This window comes from Amycolatopsis sp. NPDC050768 (assembly GCF_040654155.1).
In the GTDB taxonomy this organism is placed as follows: Bacteria; Actinomycetota; Actinomycetes; order Mycobacteriales; family Pseudonocardiaceae; genus Amycolatopsis.
In genome coordinates this window covers 67,230-89,034 of the sequence record NZ_JBFAHL010000004.1, presented here as the reverse complement: position 1 = coordinate 89,034, position 21,805 = coordinate 67,230, and the positions used below count along the sequence as shown (strand labels likewise).

Genomic DNA, 21,805 nt, shown 5'->3' with positions numbered 1-21,805 from the left:
TTACCGGCGTCCGGCCGCCCGCGCGGGGCGGCCGGACTCGCCCGTCAGCTCGTGATGTCCCTCGTCGCGAACCGGCGACCGGCCAGCAGCAGGAAGATCGTGGTGTAGATGAGCGACGACAGCACGCCGCTCGCCATGTCCGACCAGTCGATGTCGGTCGAGATCAGGTCGATCCAGGCGAACGAGAAGTGCGTGGGCAGGTAATTGCGCAGCCCCTCGAGCGCGGTGATCTGGTCGAGGATCTGCGACAGGATCGCCACCAGCACCGTGCCGCCCACCGCGCCCAGCGGGGCGTCGGTGGAGACGCTCAGCAGGAGCGCCAGCCCGGCCACCCACGCCAGCTGCACGATGATGTACACAGTGGACAGCACGAGCGCGATCATGCTGTCGCCGAAGGTGACCGCGTCGCCCGTGGGGCTGATCGCGTCACCCGCGCCGTACCAGATCACGCCCACCAGCAGCGACACCAGCGGCAGCAGCACCAGCGCCGCGGCGGACAGCAGGCCCGACACGATCGCCTTCTGTCGCAGCAGACGGTGCCGCGGCACCGGGATCGCCAGCAGGTACTTCAGGCTCGACCACGACGACTCGCTCGCGATCGTGTCGCCGAAGAACAGCGCCACGATCATCGGCAGCAGGAACGTGCCGGACACGAACAGCGCGAGCACCACGAAGTTCGGCGCGCTCGCCGTCGCGAGGTCCACGAACCCGCCCGAGCGGCGGTTCGGGTTCGACTGCCCGACCTCGAACGCGATCACGAGGATGAACGGCAGGATCGCCACGAACCCCAGCACCAGCTGGGTGCGCCGCCGCTTGAACTGCCGCTTCAGCTCCACGCCGAGGCGCAGCGTGCGCTCGGCGCGGTAGCCGGCGACGGCGCCGTCCGGGCCGACCTCCGCCTGCTCGGCCGTCGCCAGCTCGCTCAGCTCCCGCAGGGCGGCGGGGTCGGTGTGGACCCCGCCCGAACCGTTGGTGTTGCTCATGAGTTGTCTCCGACCAGCTGCAGGAACGCGTCTTCCAGCCGGCGCCGAGGCCCGGCCTGCTCCACCGCGACACCCGCGCGCACGAGTGCCGCCACCGCGTCGGCGCGCGCGAGCCCGTCGAGGTTCGCGTGCACGAGGTCACCCTCGACGTCGATGTCCGTGACGCCGCCGATGCCCTTGAGCGCCGCCGAGGCCGCCGCCGGGTCGCCGACGCGGAACGTCGCCTCGCCGCTCGCGGCCGCCAGTTCGCCGACCTCGCCCGAGGCCACGAGCGTCCCGCGGTGCATCACGACCACGTGCGAACACGTCTGTTCGACCTCGGCCAGCAGGTGGCTCGAGACGACGACCGTGCGCCCGGTCGCGGCGTAGCGCTGCAGGACCTCGCGCATCTGGTGGATCTGGGGCGGGTCGAGCCCGTTGGTGGGTTCGTCGAGCACCATGAGCTCCGGCAGGCCGAGCATCGCCTGCGCGATGGCGAGGCGCTGGCGCATGCCCTGGCTGTAGTTCTTCACGCGGCGGTTCACCGCGTCGCCCAGGCCCGCGATCTCGAGCGCTTCCGAGAAGTGGGCCTTCTCGGCGGGTCGCCCGGTCGCCGCCCAGTACAACTCGAGGTTCGCCTTGCCCGACAGGTGCGGCAGGAACCCGGATCCCTCCACGAAGGACCCGATTCGCGACAGCACGGGCGCGCCGGGGGAGATCTTGTGGCCGAACACGCGGATCTCTCCCTCGGTCGGCGTGATCAGACCCATCAGCATGCGCAGCGTCGTCGTCTTGCCGGCGCCGTTCGGGCCGAGCAGGCCGAGCACCTGGCCCGGCTCGACGCGGAAGGACAGGTCCTTCACAGCCACGAACCCGCCCGCGTACTGCTTGCGCAGCCCCTTGATCACGAGCGGCGTGCCCGCCAGGTCCGGGTCGACGTCGTGCGCGCGCCGGCGGCGGATCGCGGCGAACAGCAGCGCGACGATGCCGACGAGCAGTGTCACGCCGATGCCGATCAGCTGGCCCTTCGGCGCCGGCGTGCCCACCGACGTCCCGGGCACGACCGGCACGGCGAGCGACGAACCCGACGCCAGCGCGATGCGGAACACGCCCGGCGCGGTCGGCGTCGAGAACGACTGGTCCGTGGTGCCGACCACGAGCCGCAGCGAGTGCCCGGCCTCGATCGGGCGCACGATGCCCGGCAGGGTCACCGTCACGTCCACCGGGGTGCCGTTCGTGGGCAGGTTCGCCACGCGGAACGGCGCGACGGCGTTGGCCGGCAGCACGCGGGTGCCGTCGGGGCCGACGTCGTAGAGCTTGGCGAACAGCACCGCCTCCGGCAGCGGGTGCGCCGGGTCGGTCGCGACCTGCAGCCGCACGGTGCTGGAACCCGCGATCAGGACCTGGCTGTCGAACGGCGCGCTGCGGAACTGCGCGGCCTGGCCCGGCGGGTCGGTGCTGAACAACGGCGCGAGCCGCGACGAACCCGCCGCCAGCCCGTTGAGGCCGGGGATGCCGCTCACGGCCGCGGGGTTGGCGCCCGCGGGCCGCACGGCGGGCTGCGGCGGACCGGCGAGCGCGACCTGGCGGCGTTCGGTGCCCGCGCCCGCGAGGCCCGGGTACGCGTCGGTGCTGACCGTCCGCACGGACGGCGCGCCGTTGGCCCGCAGCGTGCCCTGCACGTCGTAGCTGAAGCCGGTGCCCGCGTCGCCGTCGCCGGTCAGCGCCGACCACAGGAAGTCGCCGATCTTCGCCCGCAGCTGCGGGCCGGGGACGCCGCCGTCGTGGCCGCCGGTGTACCAGATGGTGCGGACCTTGCCGCCCGCCGCGGCGATCTGCCGCGCGGTGGCGTCGGACTGGTCCAGACCGAACAGCGTGTCGCTCTCACCCTGCACGAGCAGCGTCGGCACGGTGATCTTGTCCGTCACGGACACGGGCGAGACGCGGTGCAGCAGCGCGACGGTCTGCGCGCTCACCTTCCCGGTGGTCGCCAGCTCCGTGTACGCCTGGCAGACCTGGGCGGTGAAGCGGCCGCACGGGTCCGCGGCCGGCGCCTGACGCGGCTGGGCCTGTCCGGCGACCGGGGTGGTGGCCGCCTGCGGATCGATGCCGCCGCCGGTGCCTCCGGTGCCGCCGACCGAGCCGCCGTTGCCGTCGGTCTCCTGCCCGGCCTCGGGAGCCTCGGCCGAAGAGGACGCACCAGCACTCGGCGCGCCCGAACCGGAGGAGAAGAAGATGCCCGCCCAGCTCTTCTTGAACACGCCGTCGGGCGCGAACTCGCCCGCCGCCGGGGTCTTCGCCGCGGGCGGCGCGGTGGCGCCGGCGTTGGGGATCAGGCCCTGGGCCAGGTCGTTGTAGGTGATCACCGGGGCGACGGCGGCCACGCGCTTGTCGGTGCCGGCGAGCAGCAGCGACAGCGCGCCGCCGTAAGACGCGCCGGTGACGGCGATCTCCGGCGCGCCGCCCGCGCGGGTGGCGACGTCGTGGCTCGCGACGAGGTGGTCGATGAGCCGGCTCGCGTCGGCGACCTCCGCGTCGGGGTCGTTGAGGCCGATCTTGCCGGTACTGCGGCCGAAACCGCGCGCCGACCAGGTCAGCACGACGAACCCGCGCTCGGCCAGCTCACGGGCCTGGGGGTCCACGCTGGACTTGTCGCCGCCGAAACCGTGGGCCAGCAGCACGGCGGGGGCGGGGGTCTTGTCGGGGTAGTAGGTGGTGGTGTCGATGCGGACCTGCTCGGCCGAGCCGGGCGCTGCCGGCATCTGCAGGAAGGCGTCCTGGGTCCGGACGGGCGAGGGCTGCGAGCCGCTCGTGGTCCAGACGGCCACGACGGCGGCGACGACCACCACGACCGCGGCCAGCGCGGTCAGCCGGGCACCGCGCGTGCGCGGCAACGGGATTCGGGGCACGTGCTGACGTTATTTGAGCTTCGCTGAGAGCCGCGCGCGGGGCTCACACGGATCAGACATCTTTTTCACGCGAGCACCGGTGATCTTCGGTCCTGGTGACGGAGGTAACACCGCCGGTTCGGTGACGAGGGCAACCTCCGCTGGCGTTCGCGCGCCGTAACCGGCAAACTGGACGCGCTGTGAGGGGAGTATTCCTTCGCGGCGGTGTCGTCAGCACGGTGGCGTGGCCCCCGGCACCGTCGGCCGGTAGAAAGGAACCGGCGGAAGAGACCTCCGGTTAGTAGCTGCTACGCGCTATCCGGAGGTATGTGCTGTGATGACTGTTCCCTTGTGGTTATGGATCGCGACGGTCGGTGGCCTGCTGGCCCTGATCGCACTCGATCTGGTGATCGTCGACCACAAGCCCCACGCGATCAAACCGGCCGAGGCCGCGCGGTGGGTGATCTTCTACATCGCCTGCGCCGTCGTGTTCGGCATCGGGATCTGGGTCTTCGCCGGGCACGACCCGGGCGTCGAATTCTTCACCGGGTACATCACCGAGTACTCGCTGAGCGTCGACAACCTGTTCATCTTCATGATCATCATGGCGTCGTTCAAGGTGCCGGCCATCCACCAGCACCGCGTGCTGCTCGTGGGCATCCTGCTCGCGCTCGCGATGCGCAGTGTGTTCATCGCGGTGGGCGCGGCGCTGATCGCGCAGTTCGTGTGGGTGTTCTTCCTCTTCGGCGCGGTGCTGATCTGGACCGCGATCAGCATGCTGCGCAAGAAGGACGAGGAAGAGGAGTACCACGAGAACGCCGTGACCCGCTGGGTCCGCAAGATCGCCCCGGTGACCGACGACTTCCACGGCCACAAGTACACGGTCAAGGTCGACGGCAAGCGGATGATCACGCCGATGCTCGTGGTGATCGTCGCCATCGGCTCGGCCGACCTGCTGTTCGCGGTGGACTCGATCCCGGCCATCTTCGGGATCACCCAGGAGGCCTTCCTGGTGTTCACCGCCAACGCGTTCGCGCTGATGGGCCTGCGCCAGCTGTACTTCCTGCTCGGCGGGCTCGTCGAGAAGCTGGTGTACCTGTCCTACGGCCTCGCGGTGATCCTCGCGTTCATCGGCGCGAAGCTGGTGGTGCACGCGCTGCACGAGTACCACGTGGCGCCCGACTGGCTGGACATCAACAACTGGGTGTCCCTCGGCGTGATCGTGGTCGTGCTGGCGATCACCACCGTGGCGAGCCTCGCCAAGGCGAAAAAGGACGAGCGGGCGCGCGTACCGGCGGAATAAGTCTTTCGCTTAGCTAATGATCCGGTACGGTCGTCGGCATGCGACCAGCCGACATCGAAGCCCTCGTCGTTCCCGGCCGCCCCGCACTCCGGGGTGACCTGCTCCTGACCGCGGTCAAGCACCCCGACCTCGAGTCCAACGCCAACCACAGTGCGCTGCGGCGGGTGGGACTCGGGGGAGGGGACACCTCGTGGACGCAGGGTCCGCACGACGCGGCCCCGGCGATCTCGCCCGACGGGCGCTGGGTCGCGTTCCTGCGGGCCGGCGACGGTGAAGGTGCCGAAGGCAGTGCGCAGGTGCACGTGATGCCGGCGGCGGGCGGCGAGGCCAAGCGGCTGACGGCGCTGCACCTGGGCGCCGACGCGCCGGTGTGGGCGCCGGACTCGCGGCGGGTCGCGTTCACGGCGCGCGTGCCGGACGCGGGCCGCTACGGCACCGAGGACGCCGACGGCGAGAAGCCGGAGCCGCCCGCCGAAGCGCCGCGCCGGATCACGCGCTTCGACTACCGCATCGACGACGTCGGTTTCCTGCGCGACCGGATGAAGCGGCTGTTCGTGCTCGACGCCGTCGCTGCGCTGGACGCAGCCGAACTCGCCGCGCTCGAGCCGATCTCGCCGGTGACCTACGACGTCGACGATCCCGTGTGGACGCCCGACGGCGAGCGCGTGGTCGTCGCGGTGCCGCAGGACTGGGACCGCGTGGAGACCGACTACCGCGACCTGGTCGCGTTCCCGGCCGGCGGCGGGGAGCCCGAGCTGCTCGTGGCGTGCCACGGCTACGCGGAGCAGCCCGTGTTCGGTCCCGATGGCACCCTGTTCTTCTACGGTTCGTCCTACGAGGACGGCCACCGCGAGGCCTGCAACGCCGGCCTGTACGCCGCCACGATCGACACCGGCGGTCCCGCGAAGGCGCGGCGGCTGACTGACATCGAAACCGTCGACGTGGAGAGCGGCTCCGGCCCCGCCATTCCCGTGAACGGCGAGGTGCTCGTGGCCGTGCGCAACCGCGGCGCCGTGGAGCTGCGCGCGGTCCCGGCTTCCGCCGACGCGGCCGTGCTGGCCGACCTGCGCGTGCTGCACGACGGCCACGTGGTGGTCCGCGGGTTCGCGGCCGACGGCGACACGATCGTCGCCGTGGTCGCCACGCCGGAGACCTCGGGCGACGTGGTCGTGCTCGACGCCGGCGGCCCGCGCATGCTCACCGACTACTCGAAGCCGTTGCGGGACAAGGGGTTGCGCCCCGTCGAGGAGCTCACCACGACCTCGCCCGACGGCCACCCCGTGCACGGCTGGCTCGTGCTGCCCGAGGGCGAGGGCCCGCACCCGGTGCTGCGGGTCGTGCACGGCGGGCCGTTCGCGCAGCAGGACTGGGCCGTGTTCGACGAGGCCCAGGTCTACGCCGCGGCCGGCTACGCCGTGGTGCTCGGCAACCCGCGCGGTTCGGCGGGCTACGGGCAGAGCCACGGCCGCGCGATCACCTTCGGGTTCGGCACGGTCGACGTCGACGACGTGCTCGCGCTGCTGGACAAGGCGCTGGAACGGCCCGACCTCGACTCTGCGCGCGTCGGCATCATGGGCGGTTCGTACGGCGGGTTCATGACCAGCTGGGTCGCCTCGCACCACCCGGAGCGGTTCAAGGCGGCGTGGAGCGAGCGCGCGGTGAACGCGTGGGACTCGATGGTCGGCAGCTCCGACATCGGCTACTTCTTCGTCGACTCCTACATCGGCACCGACCCGGAGGTGCTGCGCGACCGCAGCCCGCTGACCTACGCGGCCGACATCACCATCCCGTTCGCGGTCGTGCACTCCGAGCAGGACTGGCGCTGCCCGCTGGAGCAGGCGCAGCGCATGTTCGTGGCGCTGCGCCGCGCGGGTGCCGACGCGGAGTTCCTGCTGTTCCCGGGCGAAGGCCACGAGCTGTCGCGCGCGGGGCGCCCTCGCCACCGCGTGCAGCGCTTCGACGCGGTGCTGGAGTGGTGGTCGCGCCACCTGGGCTGAGTGCTCAGTTGAGGAGCGTGTAGTTCAGCTCTTCGCAGACCCGGCCGAGCGGGACGTCGAGCCCCGGGTGGTCCAGCGGCAGCAGGACATCCGGGGCGATCGGCAGCGCGGCGCCCGCCGGCGGGTCCCACAGGCACACGGCCGGGTCGCCGGAGTCCATCGACGAGCGGTACCAGAGACCGTCGAGGTCGGGCAGCGCGCTGCGGATCGCGCGCGCCCAGGCCTGGGTGATCTTCTTCGGTCCGCTGGAGATCTCCTGCGACGCGCCCACGCGCGTGGGCCACAGCCCGGTGAGGTCGAGCAGCCGCAACGGGCGCATCGGGCGCACGACCACGAGCCGCGGCCCGCGCGTCTTGCGGTCGACCGTCGAGCTCGTCTGGAACACCTCGGCGACGCTCGTGCGCACGGTCAGGCCGAAGTACAGCACGCCGTTGCCCGGGTCGGTCACGGGCTGGCCGCCGCGGCCGGGCGGCTGCTGGTCGAACCGGCCGTGCGGGAGCGGGCCGGTGTAGCGGAACGAGTTCCACTGCTGCGGGTGGTTGCCGTGCGCGGTGAAGATGCGGACCAGCCTGGTCTCGGGCTGCACAGCCACCACGTCGTGGGCGCGGTCCAGCTCCTTGACCAGCACGGATCGCGCGGGCGGCAAGGGGAGCCGGGCCATGCGTCGGGGGTCGTCCGTCCTGTGTCGGTGATCTCGGGCGTCGGGTCAGCCTAGAACGGCGAGCCGAGCGTGGCGACGAGGCGCGCGACCTGCTCGGGATCTCCACCCGAGAGGAGCCATTGGCGCGGGGTCGCGGGCCGGTCGCTGATCACCAGGTCGTCCTGCGGGGTGTTCATGAACGCGGCGACGACGAGCGCGGGCTGGTCCTCGGGGATCGCGTGCAGCACCACCTCGAGGCCGGGCAGCACGCCTGGGCCGTTGAACTGCCACGACGGCAGCCGCCAGCCCTGGTCTTTCCAGCCCGTGAGCCGGCCTTCCTTGAGGCGGTGGCGGATGCGGCTGTCGTCGATCTTCAGCGCCTTCGCGGCCTGGGTGACGGTGAGCGCCGAGTCGGCGAGCACGGCGTGGGCGGCCACGGTGCGCGCGCGGAAGTCGGGCTCGTCGTCGCCGTGGGGCGTGAGGTCGAGCCCCACGTCCGCCAGCGCGGCCTGCTGGTCGGGCGAGAAGTAGTGCGACGGGTCCGGGTTCGGCGGCGACAGCCTGCGCGCCGCGTCCTCGACGAGCGTGAGGAACTCCGTGGCGTCGGCCTTGAGCCCCGCCTTGGCGAGGACGTTCTCGAGCGCGACTGACATGCGCTCAGACTAGCTCGCATGTGCGGGTTCGTGCGGTTCGTCACCGGATTTGTGGGTGAATTCACCAGAGATCGACACGCAGTGCACAGAACCCAACACGGGGTGTAGGCGATTTCGCGTCAGTCTGCCCTGCCGGTGCCGGTGCTGTCCAGGCTTTCGTGCCCTTGACACTCCGCCGCGGCCCCTTTACGTTCGGTTGGTAATCGATTTCCCGCCTCGTGCTGTTGCGGGCTCCGGTGGTTTCGGCCGCCGGTGCTGGGGGGACAGGGGGTGGGACGTGCCTGGTGGACCGGTACTGGCCGGTCCACCAGGCACGTCGTCTTTTGGGGGTTTTCCGCGCAGTTTCGCGCCGGCGTGGACGCAATTCGGGGCCGTGGGAGCGAATCGCGCGACGTGAATTCCGCGCGTCAGCGACGGGAGCTCTGCCGTTCGATGAGCCGCGCTTCCAGTGTCGTCGTGGTGGGGCGGCGGGTGCTGTCGGTGATGCGGGCGAGCAGGAGCTGCGCGGCGACCCGGCCGACTTCGTAGGCGGGCTGCGCGACGACCGTCAGCGGCGGGTCGATCAGGGTCGTCCAGGGGGCGTCGTCGAAGGAGACGATGCCGACGTCGCGGCCGGGGCGCACGCCGCGGCTCGCGAGGGTTTCCAGGACGCCGATCGTCATGGTGCTGTTGGCCACCAGTAGCGCGTCCGGGGGTTCGGGCAGTTCGAGCAGCTCAGTGGCGGCCACGCGCGCGCCCTCGGCGCGGTACTCGGCGCGGCGGAAGAGCGCGTTCTCCTCGCCGACGGCGTCGAGGTAGCCGGCGAGGCGGTCGTCGGCCGTGCGGACGCCGGCGGGACCGGTCAGGCACGCGATGCGGCGGTAGCCGCCGGCCACGAGGTGGCGGGTCGCGTCGCGCGCGGCGCGGCGGGTGTCCACGAGAACCTGGTCGCCGTCCGGGCCGGTGAGCGGCCGGTCGACCGCGACCACGGGCGTGCCCTGGCGGCGCAGGCGGTCGACGTTGGTGGAGCGGCCTGTGGGGGAGAGCACGACGCCGGCGACGCGTTCCTGGAGCGCGACGTCGATGTAGCGGCGCTCCTTGTCCTCGTTCTCGTCGGAGTTGCACAGCACCACGGAGTAGCCCGACATCTGTGCGAGGTCCTCGACGCCGCGCGCGATCGCCGTGAAGAACGGGTTCTCGACGTCGGAGATGATCAGCGCCAGCACGGCCGTCTCCTGGCGGCGCAGGTTCCGGGCCAGGCCGTTGGGGTGGTAGCCGAGCTCCTCGGCCGCCACGAGCACCCGCGCGGCGAGCTCCGGGTCCACTGTGGACTTGCCGTTGAGGGCCCGGGACACCGTGGCGGTGGAGACGCCGGCGCGCGCGGCGACGTCGCTGATCGTGGCCACCGTGACCTCCTCCGGCCGTCCTTGACACCCTCGTCCCCCGAAGAATAGCGTCCCGGGTAATCGTTTACCGTCCGCATACGGGGAGTCGCGGTGGATCCGGGCCTGCTGCTCGGCATCGACATCGGCACGTCCAGCTCGAAGGGCGTCCTCGTCGGTGCCGACGGGACAATACTGGCGCGCGCCGGCCGCGCGCACACCACCTCCCGCCCACGGCCAGGGTGGTTCGAGCACGACGCGGAAACGGTGTGGTGGGCCGACTTCATCGCGCTGGCGCACGAGCTCACCGCGGCGGCGGGCGACCGGCCGCTCGCCGGGCTGGCCGTGAGCGGCATCGGGCCGGTGCTGCTGCCCGCCGACGCCGACGGCCGGCCCCTGCGCCCGGCGATCCTCTACGGCGTCGACACGCGCGCGGGCACGGAGATCGCCGAGCTCACGGCGGAGCTGGGTGAAGAGTCCATTGTGGAGCGTGGTGGCAGCGCACTGTCCAGTCAGGCCGTGGGACCCAAGTGGCGCTGGCTGTTCCGGCACGAGCCCGAGGTCACGGAGCGCGCCGAACTGTTCCTCATGGCGAGCTCCTACCTCGTGCTGCGGCTGACCGGCGAGTACGTGCTCGACCACCACTCGGCTAGCCAGTGCGACCCGATGTACGACCTGCGCGCCGGTGCGTGGGCCGAGGACTGGGCCCGGCTGGTCGCGCCCGGCGTGCGGCTGCCGCGGTTGGCGTGGCCGACGGAAGTGGCCGGCACGGTTTCCGCCTCGGCGGCCGCGGCGACCGGGCTGCCCGCGGGCCTGCCCGTCACGTGCGGCACGGTTGACGCGTGGGCCGAGGCGGCGAGCGCCGGCGTGCGGGCGCCCGGCGACACGATGCTCATGTACGGCACCACGATGTTCCTCGTGCAGACCGCCGCCGAGCCGCGACCGGTGCCGGGCCTGTGGGCCACGCGCGGCGCGTTCGAAGACACGTACTCGCTGGCCGCCGGCATGGCCACGTCCGGTGCGATCACCGACTGGCTGCGCGACCTCGTCGGCGGTGAGTTCGCCGACCTGGTCGCCGAGGCGGGCGACGTGCCCGCCGGGAGCCGCGGACTGCTGATGCTGCCGTACTTCGCCGGCGAACGCACCCCGGTGCCGGACCCGGCCGCGCGCGGGGTGCTCGCCGGGCTGACGCTGTCGCACACCAAGGCCGACCTCTACCGCGCCGCACTGGAAGGCACCGCGTACGGCGTGCGGCACAACCTCGAGACGATGGGCTCCGCCGAAGGCCGCCGCCTCGTCGCGGTCGGCGGCGGCACGCAGGGTCGCGTGTGGACGCAGATCGTGAGCGACGTGACGCGCGCCGAGCAACACGTGCCCACCGAAACGATCGGCGCGGCTTTCGGGGACGCGTTGCTGGCCGCGTTCGCCGTGGGGCTCGAGCCCGACATCGACGCGTGGAACCCGGTCGCCACCGTCGTGCGGCCTGATCCCGCGCGCGCCGACGTCTACGACGAGTTCTACGCCCGCTACCGCGCCCTGTACCCCGCGACGGTCGACATCGCGCACTTCCTTGCCGCGCAACAGGAACGCGCGGCTCAGGCTGCGGAGAAGTAGGCGCTCGGCGTGAGGCCGGTCAGCGCCCGGCACTCCCGCGACAGGTGGGCCTGGTCGGCGTACCCGGCGCCGGCGGCGAGGTCGGCCAGCCCGGGCGCGCGCGGCGCGAGGGCGATGGCGCGTTGCAACCGCAGCACGCGCAGGTAGGTCGCGGGTCCGTAGCCGACGGCGACGGTGAAGCGGCGCCGCAGCTGCCGTTCACCCACGGCCGTCGCCGGGGTGCCCACGCGGGCCGGTGCGGTGTGCAGGTGCGACAGCAGCGCGGCCACGGCCGGGTCGGGGTCGGCTTCCCGGCCGGCCACGACGTCGGTGAGGCAACGCGCGCCGCTGAGCACCGCGTCGGTCAGCAGTTCCCCGCGGCGGCCCCACACCTCGGCCAGCGGGAGCCGGCGGTCGCGCAGCTCGTCGGCCGCGACGCCGAGCACGGCGGGCGCAGCGCCGGGGTGGAAGCGCAGGCCGTGTAGCCGGGCGCCGGGCGAGGTGACCGACGACCACGCCTCGGTGTCCGGGCCCGCGATGAAGACCTCGCCGTCGCCGGCGACGAGGTCGACGCAGCCGTCGGGCACGATCCGCTCCGGGCCCGCCGGGACCGACCGCCACAGGCAGCGGACCACGGCGCGCAGCGGCTCGGGCGCGAGCGTCTCCGAGTACACCCCCCGATCATCCCCTCCGGGTACGACAGAATGCGACCCATGACCCCGATCGACGCGCTGGCCTGGGTCCATGTCCGCGACCGGCGGCTGCTGTCGGTGCGTACGCGGGGCAAGGCGAAGTTCTACCTGCCGGGCGGCAAACGCGAGCCGGGCGAGGGCGACGTCGCGGGGCTGTGCCGCGAGATCCGCGAAGAGCTGGGGGTGGAGCTCGACCCGCTGACCTTCCGCTTCTTCGCGCTGCTCGACGAGCAGGCCGACGGGTTCGCCGACGGCCGTCGCGTGCGCATGACCTGCTACACGGCCGAACACACGGGCGAGCCGGCGCCGTCGGCCGAGATTGCCGAGGCGGCGTGGCTGGGCTTCGCCGACGCCGCAGCGTGTCCGCCCGCTGGGCAGCGCGTCCTGCGGATGCTGGCCGAGCAGGGGGTCGTGGACTGACTCTCCGTGACCGGTTATTACGACGGTGTTATCGGCATCGTCCGTGGTGACCACACCGGTGACTGGTCCACGGGGGCACCCGTAAGGGTGAAGTTTCACCAACTTTGCGCGGTTGGCTAACGCCGAGTGACGCTCGGACGAGAACCAGACGTCGTACTCGTCAGAAGTGCGCTCGAACGAGAGAAGACCTCTCCATGAGTGTTCCTGCCGCGACCCCTCCGGCATCGCCGCCGGGTGCGGGTGGTCCGGGCCGGCTCAAGCCGCTCGGCAGCGTGGTCGTCGTGGTCGGCGTCATCGCCGTCGCGATCGCTGTGGCCTCGTACGTCACGCCCAAAGCGGCGCCGACGGCCGGTGAACCCGGCCAGGTGTCCCCGACCGAGGTCGCGCAGGCCGAGCCCGTGGCCGTCCGGAACGTCACCCGCGCCATCGTCTACTCGATCGAGGGCGAAGGCGGCGCCCGCAACCTCACCTACGTCGCGGCCGACGTGGGCCTCGAGCAGCAGACCGAGGTCACCACGCCGTGGTCGGTCACCGTCACGCGCACCGCGCCGGCCGGCGAAGCCGAGTTCGCGAGCCTCGCCGCGCAGAGCGCCGGGCCGGGCGGGCTGACCTGCCGCATCACCGTGGACGGCGCCGTCGTCGCCGAGAAGTCCGTGTCGGAGGAGGGCGCGCAGCTCAGCTGCACCGCGTGAACCACGGCGTGCGCCTCAGGTAGGCCGTTCCTGGGGCAGGATCACAGGCGTGAACGGTGCGATCGGGTTCGGGCCCGCCTTGGTGATCGTCCTGGCGTTGCTCACGCTGGCGGGGGCCGGGGTGGTGCGCCTCGGCGGGCTGGGTCAGGGCCGGGCGGTGCTGCTGGCGGCGGTCCGCGCGGTCGCGCAGCTCGCGCTCGTGTCCCTGGTGATCACAATGATCCTGCGGTCGGGCTGGCTCACCGGCCTGTTCGTGCTGCTGATGTTCTCGATCGCGGCGGTCACGTCGGCTTCCCGCATCGGCGTGCCACGCCGGATCGGCTGGGTGGCGCTGGCACTGGCCTCGGGCGTCGCGCCCGTGCTGGCCCTGGTACTCGCTTCGGGAGTCGTGCCGCCCGAACCGATCACGGTCGTGCCGATCGCCGGCATCGTGATCGGCGGGACGATGACCGCGACGTCGCAGTCGGCACGCCGCGCGCTCGACGAGCTCGCCCAGCGCCACGGCGAGTACGAAGCCGCGCTGGCACTGGGTTTCCTGCCCCGGCTGGCCGCGCTGGAGATCTGCCGTCCCTCGGCCGGGCAGGCGCTGATCCCGGCGCTCGACCAGACGCGCACGGTCGGGCTGGTGACGCTGCCGGGTGCGTACGTCGGTCTGCTGCTCGGCGGTGCGGGCCCGATCCAGGCGGGTATCGCGCAGGCGCTCGTCCTGATCGGGCTGCTGGCCGCGGAGGCCGTGGCCGTGCTGACGACGGTGCAGCTCGTCGCGGCGGGGTTCATCCGCCGCGACGAGCCGGTGCGCCGCCGGTGGACCTTCGCGTGGGTGCCGCGGCGTCAGCCGAGCGGGGCCGCCAGGTGAGCGGTGTCGTTGAAGCGCCGCACGAGCCAGCGGTCGCCCTGGACCACGAGGTGGGAGATGGACCCGTTGTCCGCGCCCAGGAACGCGAAGCGGTCGACCGCGCGGCTCGCCTGCGCGAAGACTTCGCCGATCACGCCGCCGTGGGTGAACACCGCGACGCGGCGGTCGGGGTTGGCCGCGGCGATCCGCATGAGCGCCCGGCGGATGCGCCGTCCGAACGCCTCGTCGGATTCCGCGCCCGGGATCACCGCCCAGCGCTGCTCGGTCCAGAGCCGGTCGACGATCGGGTGGCCTTCGGTCGTGTACTGGCGAAAGAGCCCGTTTTCCCAGTCGCCCAGGTGGATTTCGCGCAGCTCTGGCACGACCTCGAGCGTGAGGCCCAGCTTCTCGGCGAGCGGCGCGGCGGTCTGCACCGTGCGCCGCAGCGTGGTGACGTAGAGCGCTTCGATGCGCTCGCCGACGAGCCGTTCGCCGATGCGGAGGGCGTGGTCGCGGCCTTCGGGTGCGAGGTCGGGGTCGGCCTGGCCGTCGACGAGGTCGAACGGCGCGTTGATCCGCGCGGGCGCGGATTCTCCGTGGCGCACCAAGAAGATCTCGGTCGCTCCCGGCTGGGGGCTGAACCGGTGCTGGCGGTATTCGACTTCCTGCTCGGGCGTGCTCATGGCCCCGACCCTAGCCGGGCCGGGTTGCGAGCCGGGGTCCTCAGCCCAGCTGTTTGTCCACGAAACACCACCGCCACGTCTCGCCCGGTTCGAAGCTGCGCATCACCGGGTGGCGGCTGTCGTGGAAGTGCAGCGTCGCGTGCTTGCGCGGCGAGGAGTCGCAGCACGCGACGTTGCCGCACTTGAGGCACATGCGCAGGTGCACCCAGGTCGTGCCTTCCGCGATGCACGCGGCGCAGACGTCGGGGGAGCTCGGGTCCATGTCGCGCCACGGGTGGGCCAAGTGTTTGCAGGAGCGCGCCGTGACGGCCGGAGTGCTCAGCTCGCGTGCGACGACCGGCGCTTCTTCTTCGACGCGGTCGAGCAGCGACTCCTCGATGTCGAGCCGGGCGAGCACGCGGCGCAGCACGGTGTCGTCGGCCGTGCCGTTGTCGCGCGCCAGCAGGAATTGCTCGCGGTCGACCTCCAAAAGCTGCAGGCGCAGCCGCCGGTAGGCGTCGCTCGGGGTCTCGGCGAGCGCGCTCTGGCGGCCGAGCTGCTCCCACGCCGAGTCTGCGCGGTACTGGAGGCGGTCGCGCAGCCGTTCGATGATGTCCGGCGGGTCGTCCGGGGTGCTGATCTCCTCGAGCTTCGCGAGCGAGGCGCGGGTCATGTCGTTGACCACGGCGGCTTCCTGCAGTGCGTCCTCGGCCGGGTCGGGCCGCGGCAGACGCAGGCGCCGGATCAGCGTCGGCAACGTCATGCCCTGTACCACGAGCGTGCCCGCCACGACCACGAACGCGGCCAGCACCAGCACGGCGCGCTGCGGGGTGTCGGCCGGGAGCACGAACGCCGCGGCGAGCGTGACGACACCGCGCATGCCGGCCCACGCGATCACCGCGGAGTAGCGCCAGGGCCAGATCTTCGGCTTCTTGACGAAGCGGGCGGTGAGGCGCTTCTGCACGCCGATGCCGACCAGCCACAGCACGCGCGTGAGGATCACCGTGCCGAGCACCGCGGTGCAGATGCCGACGAGCTCCCACACCGACAGGCCCGTTTTGGAGACCTCGATGAGGATCCCGCGCAGCTGCAGGCCGATCAGCAGGAAGACCATGTTCTCCAGCAGGAACTGCACCGTCTGCCAGTTGAGCCGCGACGCGAGCCGCGTGGAGCCGGAGAGGATGCGCGGCGACTCGTGGCCGAGCATCAGGCCGCAGACGACCACCGCGAGCACCCCGGAGCCGTGCGCGACCTCGGCCAGCAGGTAGGCGACGAACGGCACGGCGAAGGAAAGCGCCGTGTCCGTGACCGGTTCCTCCAGGCGCTTGCGCAGCTGGGTCGCGACCAGGCCGACCAGGAGGCCGACCACGATCCCGCCGAACGCGGCGAGCAGGAAGTCGAGCCCGACCTGCCACAGGCTGATCGACCCGGCGATGGCCGCGATCGCGGTGCGCAGGGTGACCAGCGCGGCCGCATCGTTGAACAGGCTCTCGCCCTCCAGCAGCCGCACGAGCTTGCGCGGCATGCCGACCCGGCGCGCGACCACACTCGCCGCCACCGCGTCGGGCGGCGCGACCACCGCGCCGAGCGCGATCCCCGCGGCGAGCGGCAGGCCCGGCACCACGGCCCAGGCGACCACACCGACGCCGAACGCGGTGAACACGACCAGGCCCACCGACAGCACGAGGATCGGCCCGCGCAGCTTGTTGAACGCGACCAGCGACGTCTGGATCGACGCCGAGTACAGCAGTGGGGGCAGGAGCCCGATCAGCACGACCTCGGGGTCGAGCTGGTAGTCGGGCAAGCTCGGGATGAACGACGCCGCGACCCCCACCGCGACCAGACACAGGGGCGCCGACCAGTCCAGACGCCTCGCGATGACCGTGACGACGAGGACCGTCACGACCAGCGCCACCAATTCCGCCGCGATGTGCACGGGGGTAATCATGACCCGCGCACGGTCGCGGGTGCTCGCGGGACACGGAACTCGCCACCGGCCCGGGTGTCCACCGTGGTCACTAGGCTGGTCCACGTGACGACGGTGGAGACGCGAGCCGGTGCGGTGCGTGGCGAAGTGCGCGACGGGGTGGGGTATTTCCTGGGTGTGCCCTATGCCGAGCCGCCCGTGGGTCCGCTACGGTTCCGGCCGCCGCGGCCGGTCGGCAGCTGGACCGGCGTCCGCGACGCGAGGCGGTTCGCCGCGCGGGCTCCGCAGCCGGAGGTGACCGGGCGCGGGTTCACCGGCGAGGAGGACTGCCTCCACGTCAACGTCTACGCGCCGGCCTCACCCGGGCCGTACCCGGTGCTGGTGTGGATCCACGGCGGTGGCGGGGTGATGGGCTCGCCGCACCAGTTCGACGCGTCGGCCTACGCGCGCCGCGGCGTGGTCGTGGTGACCGTCGGCTATCGCCTCGGGGTGCTGGGCATGCTGCGGCTGCCCGGCGTGTCCGAGGGCAATCTTTCACTGCACGACCAGGTGCTCGCGCTGGAATGGGCGCGCGACAACGTGGCCGCGTTCGGCGGCGACCCGGACCGGATCACGCTCGCCGGACAGTCGAACGGCGGGCGCACGGTCGGCACGTTGCTGGCGGTGCCGCGGACGCGGGGGCTTTTCCACCAGGCGATCGTGCAGAGCGGCACGGGCGTCGGCTCGGTCGTGCACACGCCGGCCGAGGGCGAGGCCGTGGCGGCGGCGCTGCTGGCCGACCTCGGCGTGCCCGCGGGCGAGCTCGCCACGCTGCCGGTGACGCGGATCCTCGAGGCGCAGCAACGGGTCGCGGCCGCTTCGGGGAAGCTCGTGACCTACCGCGTGATCGTGGACGGAGATCTGCTGCCCCGGTTTCCGGGTGAGGCCGTGGCCGACGGGGCCGCGCGCGACGTTCGGGTTCTCACCGGCACGACGGCCGACGAGCAGGACCTGTTCTCCTGGCTGCAGACCGGCCGCGCGAAGCTGCTCGGCACCGGCTCGACGATGCTCGACGACGAGACGATCGCCAAGGGCGTCGCCGCCTACCGCGAGCTGCTGCCGGACTGGCCCGAGGATCAGCTGCGCAACCGCGTGCGGACGGCCGGCGACTGGTGGCTGCCCGCCATCCGGCTGGCGGAGGCGCAGCACGCCGCCGGCGGCACCGCGTGGATGTACCGGCTCGACTGGCGGATCGCGCCGCGCGGCAAGGGGCTCGGCGCCGTGCACGGGCTCGACCTGCCGCTGATGTTCGACGACATCGGCAACAAGAACTGGCGCTTCCTGTTCGCGCTGGCGAAACCGGATCCGGCTCGGCTGCAGGCGATGGCGACGCAGATGTTCGACGTGTGGGTCCGCTTCGTTGCGACGGGCGACCCGGGCTGGGGGCCGTACGAGCCTGGCGCACGGATCACGCGGCTGTTCGACGACGTGAGCACGACCGTGTCCGATCCGGACGCCGAGCAGCGCCGGCTGTGGGATTCCCTCTGAGACCGGGTCAGAGCGCAGTTTCAGAGGGCAGTTTCAGAGGGCACTGACGTAGAACCATTGGCCGGCTTCGCGGACGAAGCGGCTGTTCTCGTGCAGTGCGTCTTCGTTGCCGCGGAAGCGGTAGTGCGCGCGGAACTCGACGGTGCCCTCGTTCTGCAGCAGCCCGCCGCCTGTGCCGCCGAGGATGTCGAGGCCGGTCCACTCCTGGCCGTCGTCGAGGCGCAGCCGCTTCGGACGGGTGTCCGGGTGCCAGGTCGCCAGCAGGTACGCGGCATCGGCGACGGCGAACGCGCTGTAGCGCGAGCGCATGAGCAGCTCGGCGGTCGGCGCGGTCTGGCGGCCGTCGTGGAAGCGGCCGCAGCACTCGGCGTAGGGCTGAAGCAGGCCGCAGGGACAGCGTGGGTCAGCCGCGGGCACGCTTGACCCCGGCCTGGGCGGATTCCTGCGCGCCCTTCACGGCCAGCCGGTCGGCGCGCTCGTTCTCGGGCAGGCCGGCGTGGCCCTTGACCCACAGCCACTCGACCTCGTGGCGCTCGCCCGCGGCGTCGAGGCGCTGCCACAGGTCGGCGTTTTTCACGGGCTGCTTCGCCGCGGTCTGCCAGCCGTTCTTCTTCCAGCGCGGCATCCACTGCATCACGCCGTTGCGGACGTAGGTGCTGTCGGTGTAGATCCGCACGACCGAGGGTCGCGTGAGGCTTTCCAGGGCGCGGATCGGCGCCATCAGCTCCATGCGGTTGTTGGTGGTCACGGTGTCCTCGCCGCCGTAGAGCTCGCGCTCGTGGCGGCCGTAGCGCAGGAAGGCGCCCCAGCCGCCCGGGCCGGGGTTGCCGCTGCACGCTCCGTCGGTGTAGATCTCCACGGCCTCTTCGCTCACGCAGCGACCCTACCGAGCGCGTCAGGCGAAGTGGCGGAGGCTCGGCCAGAGTGCCGACCACGCGGCCGTGGTTCCGGTGCACAGGGCGACCGGGGTGCCCTGCTCGTCGTTGTCGATCCCGGCGTCCTGCACGGCGACCTGGCGGCAGCCGGTGAACGCGCGGGCCGGGCGGTCGAACGTGCCGACGAGCACCACGGCCCCGTCCATCCGGTCGGGCGGCGGGCCCCAGTCGGCGTAGGACATGTGGCCCGAGTACGGCGTGGGCAAGTCGTGCGCCGGGCCGTAGCGCTCGATCGCGCCGGCTTCGCCGTAGTTGCTGGTGAAGACGACGGCGTCGGCCTTCTCAGGAATCTGCCGCCAGACGTCGGCGACAGTCGTGACGAACCCCGGCCAGCCGATCTGCTCGCCCTGCTCCTTGTTCAGCGCGAGCACCGGACCGAGGGCTTGCGCCGGCACGATCGGCAGCCCGATGGCGAGGGAGACGGCCGCCCCGAGCGCCGCGGCGACCAGCCACCACCGCCTCGCCCGGCGGCGCGCGAACCACTCCAGTGCGGGTTGCACGCCGGCGGCGGTGAGCAGCATCAGCAGCGGCAGCGAGTAGTACGGCTTGCCGCCGAGCGCGAGCAGGATGACGCAGAGAATCGGATAGGCCAGCGAGAGCGAGCGCAGCCGAGGCATCTTCCACAGCCGCACGATCCCGGCGATCCACACGGGCACCAGCGCGGGCGACAGGTACGCGATCTGCAGCGGGACGAACATCAGGCGGTTCTCGGCGCCGTCGTTCTCGCTGATGCCGCCGGCGAACGTGACCATGGGCCAGCCGTTGCGCGCCTCCCAGACGAGCACGGGCGCGACCGCCGCGAGCGCGATGGCCGCGCCGGCCGCCAGCCACCACGTCCGGAACACCTTGCGGGGCCCCGTGACGAACACGCTGACCGCCAGCGCGACGAGCAGCAGGGGCACGAGCCACTTGTTGAGCAGCCCGACGCCCGTCGCCGCGCCGATCGCGAGCCACCAGCGGCCGTCGCCGGTCTTGAGCAGCTTGACGGTGAACAGCCCCAGCGCCGACCAGACGAGCATGTCGATCGTGGTGGTGGACAGCATGTGCGAGACGACGAGGACGTAGCCGGACAGGGCCGTGACCACGGCGGTGATCACCTGACCCGCGTATCCGGCCCCGAACTCCCGCGCGACCAACGCCAGGACGATCACGGTCGCCACCCCGGCGAGCGTCGCGACCACCCTCAGCCCGGGCGGCGTGTCCCCGAACAGGCTCGTCGCGAGCCTCGCCAACGCCGGCGTCAACGGCGGCTGGTCCACGTACCCCCACGCCAGCCTGTTCCCGGCGGCGACGTAGTAGAACTCGTCGCGGTGGAAGCCGTACCCGCCGGACAACACCGTGAGCACCGCGGCCTGCACCAGCACCACGACCCCGACCCCGCCCGCCGCGAACGGCACCCTGGTCTTCGTGGCTGTCTCCGAAGCGGTTTCCCCCATGGCTCCCCCTCACCCGGAAGGCGGATCGTAACGCCGTTCCGAGATCGACAGGGCCCACGTTTCCGACCCGAGACTCGGCGGGGCCGGGTCAGCGCGGCGACACGTCACGGATTGCCTGGACCACGGCGTCCGGCCGGAGCCAGGCGAGGCCCGAGTGCCCGGCATCGTCCAGGCGGCGGACTTCGGCTCGAGGGAGTGCGGCGGCCAGATCGGTGTACAGCCGGTGCTTGGCTCGATTGGACTCGACCAGCGAGGCGCGGGCCTGTAGAGCCGCGCGTACAGGCCGCCGAGTGAATGCCCGACCAGTGCATACGGGCCTGGCACAGCCGCGGCGCGCAAGAGCTCGCGCAGATCGCGGGTCGCCTGTGTGCCGCTGCGGGGGAGCTCCACCGCATCGCTCCACCCGGCGGCGCCCGCATGATGGGACGCGGAACAACGCCCGCAGCGAGGCGTTGTCCCCAGCACGGGTCGACGGAAGGGGCAAGCATGACGGCGAGCACCAGGGACTTCACCCAAGCCTGGCAGGACTGGAAGCTCCAGCGCGAGAAGGAGCTGGCCGACCCCTACGGCTGGCTGGCGCTCGTGTCCCTCGACTGGCTGGAGGACGAGCCGCGCAGCTACGGGAACCTGCCAGGGAAGTGGTGGCAGGACGAGGAAGCCGCGTACGTCGATCCGGACGGTGCCGACCTCGAGCACGAGGGCGAGAAGGTCACCGGTGTCAAGCGGATCGAGCTGGTGAACAGCGGCGCCGGGACGCGGGTGAGGGCCGGGGCCGTCGAGGTGGAGATCGCGAGGCGGTCGGGGTACCTGATTCGGGTGCACGATCCCGAGGCGCCGGTGCTCGCCGGGTTCCGGGGTGTGCCGGCGTATGAACCGGATGAGAGCTGGGCCGTCGAAGCGCGGTTCGAGGCGTTCGAGGAGCCGCGGCCGGTCACGGTGGGGGCCGTGGTCGAGGGGCTGTCGCACGTGTACACCGCGCCCGGCAAGGTCCGGTTCACCCACGATGGTGCCGAGTACACGCTCACCGCCTTCAACGGGCGCGAAGGCGGGTTCACGATCCTTTTCACCGACGCCACCAGCGGCGTCACCACCTACGCGGCCAACCGGTCGCTGTCGGTGGACAAGCCGGACGAGCACGGCCGCGTCACGGTGGACTTCACGAGGGCCCGCAACCTGCCCTGCGCGTTCACCGACTTCGCGACGTGCCCGCTGCCGCCCGAGGGCAACCGGCTCCCGTTCGCCGTGGAGGCGGGGGAGAAGCTGCCCTACGAGCGGCAGTAGA

19 protein-coding genes are annotated in these 21,805 nt (G+C 72.1%); 8 read left to right on the top strand and 11 right to left on the bottom strand.

Annotation, left to right across the window (positions count from 1 at the left end; translation table 11 throughout):
• Window positions 1-44 precede the first annotated feature (44 nt).
• Together AB0H62_RS13450 and AB0H62_RS13445 are read right to left on the bottom strand one after the other, a co-directional pair.
• Window positions 45-983, bottom strand: coding sequence for an ABC transporter permease subunit (locus AB0H62_RS13450; RefSeq protein WP_220242017.1), 939 nt, complete (start codon window positions 981-983; stop codon window positions 45-47).
• Window positions 980-3,871, bottom strand: coding sequence for an alpha/beta fold hydrolase (locus tag AB0H62_RS13445; RefSeq protein WP_360586120.1), 2,892 nt, complete (start codon window positions 3,869-3,871; stop codon window positions 980-982). The genes AB0H62_RS13450 and AB0H62_RS13445 overlap by 4 nt, the downstream gene beginning before the upstream one ends.
• 316 nt (window positions 3,872-4,187) lie before the next feature.
• Here AB0H62_RS13445 and AB0H62_RS13440 point away from each other — a divergent pair, with 316 nt between their 5' ends.
• Complete coding sequence (locus AB0H62_RS13440) at window positions 4,188-5,153, top strand: TerC family protein (RefSeq protein WP_220242015.1); 966 nt, start codon at window positions 4,188-4,190, stop codon at window positions 5,151-5,153.
• A gap of 38 nt (window positions 5,154-5,191) precedes the next feature.
• Window positions 5,192-7,150 carry a S9 family peptidase gene (locus AB0H62_RS13435; protein ID WP_360586117.1) on the top strand — a complete coding sequence of 653 codons (1,959 nt, stop codon included), beginning with the start codon at window positions 5,192-5,194 and terminating at the stop codon, window positions 7,148-7,150.
• Window positions 7,151-7,154: 4 nt separating this feature from the next.
• Here the strand turns inward: AB0H62_RS13435 and AB0H62_RS13430 are convergent, their stop codons facing one another.
• From AB0H62_RS13430 to AB0H62_RS13420, 3 genes are all read right to left on the bottom strand, one after another.
• A complete protein-coding gene (locus AB0H62_RS13430; RefSeq protein WP_220242013.1) occupies window positions 7,155-7,811 on the bottom strand; it encodes an RES family NAD+ phosphorylase in 657 nt (218 codons plus the stop codon).
• Between the two features lie 50 nt (window positions 7,812-7,861).
• Entirely contained in the window at window positions 7,862-8,443 is a 582-nt protein-coding gene (locus tag AB0H62_RS13425) for a DNA-binding protein (protein ID WP_220242012.1), read from the bottom strand.
• Window positions 8,444-8,850: 407 nt separating this feature from the next.
• Entirely contained in the window at window positions 8,851-9,828 is a 978-nt protein-coding gene (locus tag AB0H62_RS13420) for a LacI family DNA-binding transcriptional regulator (RefSeq protein ID WP_220242011.1), read from the bottom strand.
• Between the two features lie 90 nt (window positions 9,829-9,918).
• On the opposite strand from AB0H62_RS13420, the gene AB0H62_RS13415 reads away from it, so the two are divergent.
• Entirely contained in the window at window positions 9,919-11,418 is a 1,500-nt protein-coding gene (locus AB0H62_RS13415; RefSeq protein ID WP_360586114.1) for an FGGY-family carbohydrate kinase, read from the top strand.
• Here AB0H62_RS13415 and AB0H62_RS13410 read toward each other — a convergent pair.
• Window positions 11,400-12,071: a helix-turn-helix domain-containing protein gene (locus AB0H62_RS13410; protein WP_360586112.1), complete on the bottom strand. Its 672-nt coding sequence runs from the start codon at window positions 12,069-12,071 to the stop codon at window positions 11,400-11,402. The genes AB0H62_RS13415 and AB0H62_RS13410 overlap by 19 nt on opposite strands.
• A 39-nt stretch (window positions 12,072-12,110) precedes the next feature.
• On the opposite strand from AB0H62_RS13410, the gene AB0H62_RS13405 reads away from it, so the two are divergent.
• The 3 genes from AB0H62_RS13405 to AB0H62_RS13395 all read left to right on the top strand — a co-directional run bounded on the left by AB0H62_RS13405 (window position 12,111) and on the right by AB0H62_RS13395 (window position 14,057).
• On the top strand, window positions 12,111-12,509 hold the full coding sequence (locus tag AB0H62_RS13405; RefSeq protein WP_354881713.1) for an NUDIX domain-containing protein: 399 nt from the start codon (window positions 12,111-12,113) through the stop codon (window positions 12,507-12,509).
• Between the two features lie 194 nt (window positions 12,510-12,703).
• The gene (locus tag AB0H62_RS13400) at window positions 12,704-13,201 is read left to right on the top strand and encodes an MmpS family transport accessory protein (protein WP_360586109.1); all 498 of its coding nucleotides are present in this window, start codon (window positions 12,704-12,706) and stop codon (window positions 13,199-13,201) included.
• A gap of 49 nt (window positions 13,202-13,250) precedes the next feature.
• Window positions 13,251-14,057, top strand: a complete 807-nt coding sequence (locus AB0H62_RS13395; RefSeq protein ID WP_360586107.1) for an ABC transporter permease — start codon at window positions 13,251-13,253, stop codon at window positions 14,055-14,057.
• Here AB0H62_RS13395 and AB0H62_RS13390 read toward each other — a convergent pair.
• Complete coding sequence (locus tag AB0H62_RS13390) at window positions 14,033-14,719, bottom strand: histidine phosphatase family protein (protein WP_220242006.1); 687 nt, start codon at window positions 14,717-14,719, stop codon at window positions 14,033-14,035. The two genes, AB0H62_RS13395 and AB0H62_RS13390, sit on opposite strands and share 25 nt — an antisense overlap.
• 40 nt (window positions 14,720-14,759) lie before the next feature.
• A complete protein-coding gene (locus tag AB0H62_RS13385; protein ID WP_360586105.1) occupies window positions 14,760-16,646 on the bottom strand; it encodes a Na+/H+ antiporter in 1,887 nt (628 codons plus the stop codon).
• Between the two features lie 84 nt (window positions 16,647-16,730).
• Here AB0H62_RS13385 and AB0H62_RS13380 point away from each other — a divergent pair, with 84 nt between their 5' ends.
• Window positions 16,731-18,152, top strand: coding sequence for a carboxylesterase family protein (locus AB0H62_RS13380; protein WP_220242004.1), 1,422 nt, complete (start codon window positions 16,731-16,733; stop codon window positions 18,150-18,152).
• Window positions 18,153-18,185: 33 nt separating this feature from the next.
• On the opposite strand, the gene AB0H62_RS13375 is transcribed toward AB0H62_RS13380, so the two are convergent.
• From AB0H62_RS13375 to AB0H62_RS13365, 3 genes are read right to left on the bottom strand one after another with little or no spacing between them, the layout of a single operon-like run.
• Window positions 18,186-18,569 (bottom strand): YchJ family metal-binding protein, encoded by a 384-nt coding sequence (locus AB0H62_RS13375; RefSeq protein WP_255638180.1) that lies wholly within the window; start codon window positions 18,567-18,569, stop codon window positions 18,186-18,188.
• A complete protein-coding gene (gene rnhA / locus AB0H62_RS13370; protein ID WP_255638179.1) occupies window positions 18,556-19,026 on the bottom strand; it encodes a ribonuclease HI in 471 nt (156 codons plus the stop codon). The genes AB0H62_RS13375 and rnhA overlap by 14 nt, the downstream gene beginning before the upstream one ends.
• A gap of 21 nt (window positions 19,027-19,047) precedes the next feature.
• Window positions 19,048-20,523: a glycosyltransferase family 39 protein gene (locus AB0H62_RS13365; RefSeq protein WP_220242003.1), complete on the bottom strand. Its 1,476-nt coding sequence runs from the start codon at window positions 20,521-20,523 to the stop codon at window positions 19,048-19,050.
• A gap of 486 nt (window positions 20,524-21,009) precedes the next feature.
• On the opposite strand from AB0H62_RS13365, the gene AB0H62_RS13360 reads away from it, so the two are divergent.
• On the top strand, window positions 21,010-21,804 hold the full coding sequence (locus AB0H62_RS13360) for a DUF1684 domain-containing protein (protein WP_220242001.1): 795 nt from the start codon (window positions 21,010-21,012) through the stop codon (window positions 21,802-21,804).
• The last annotated feature ends 1 nt before the right edge of the window (window position 21,805 follow it).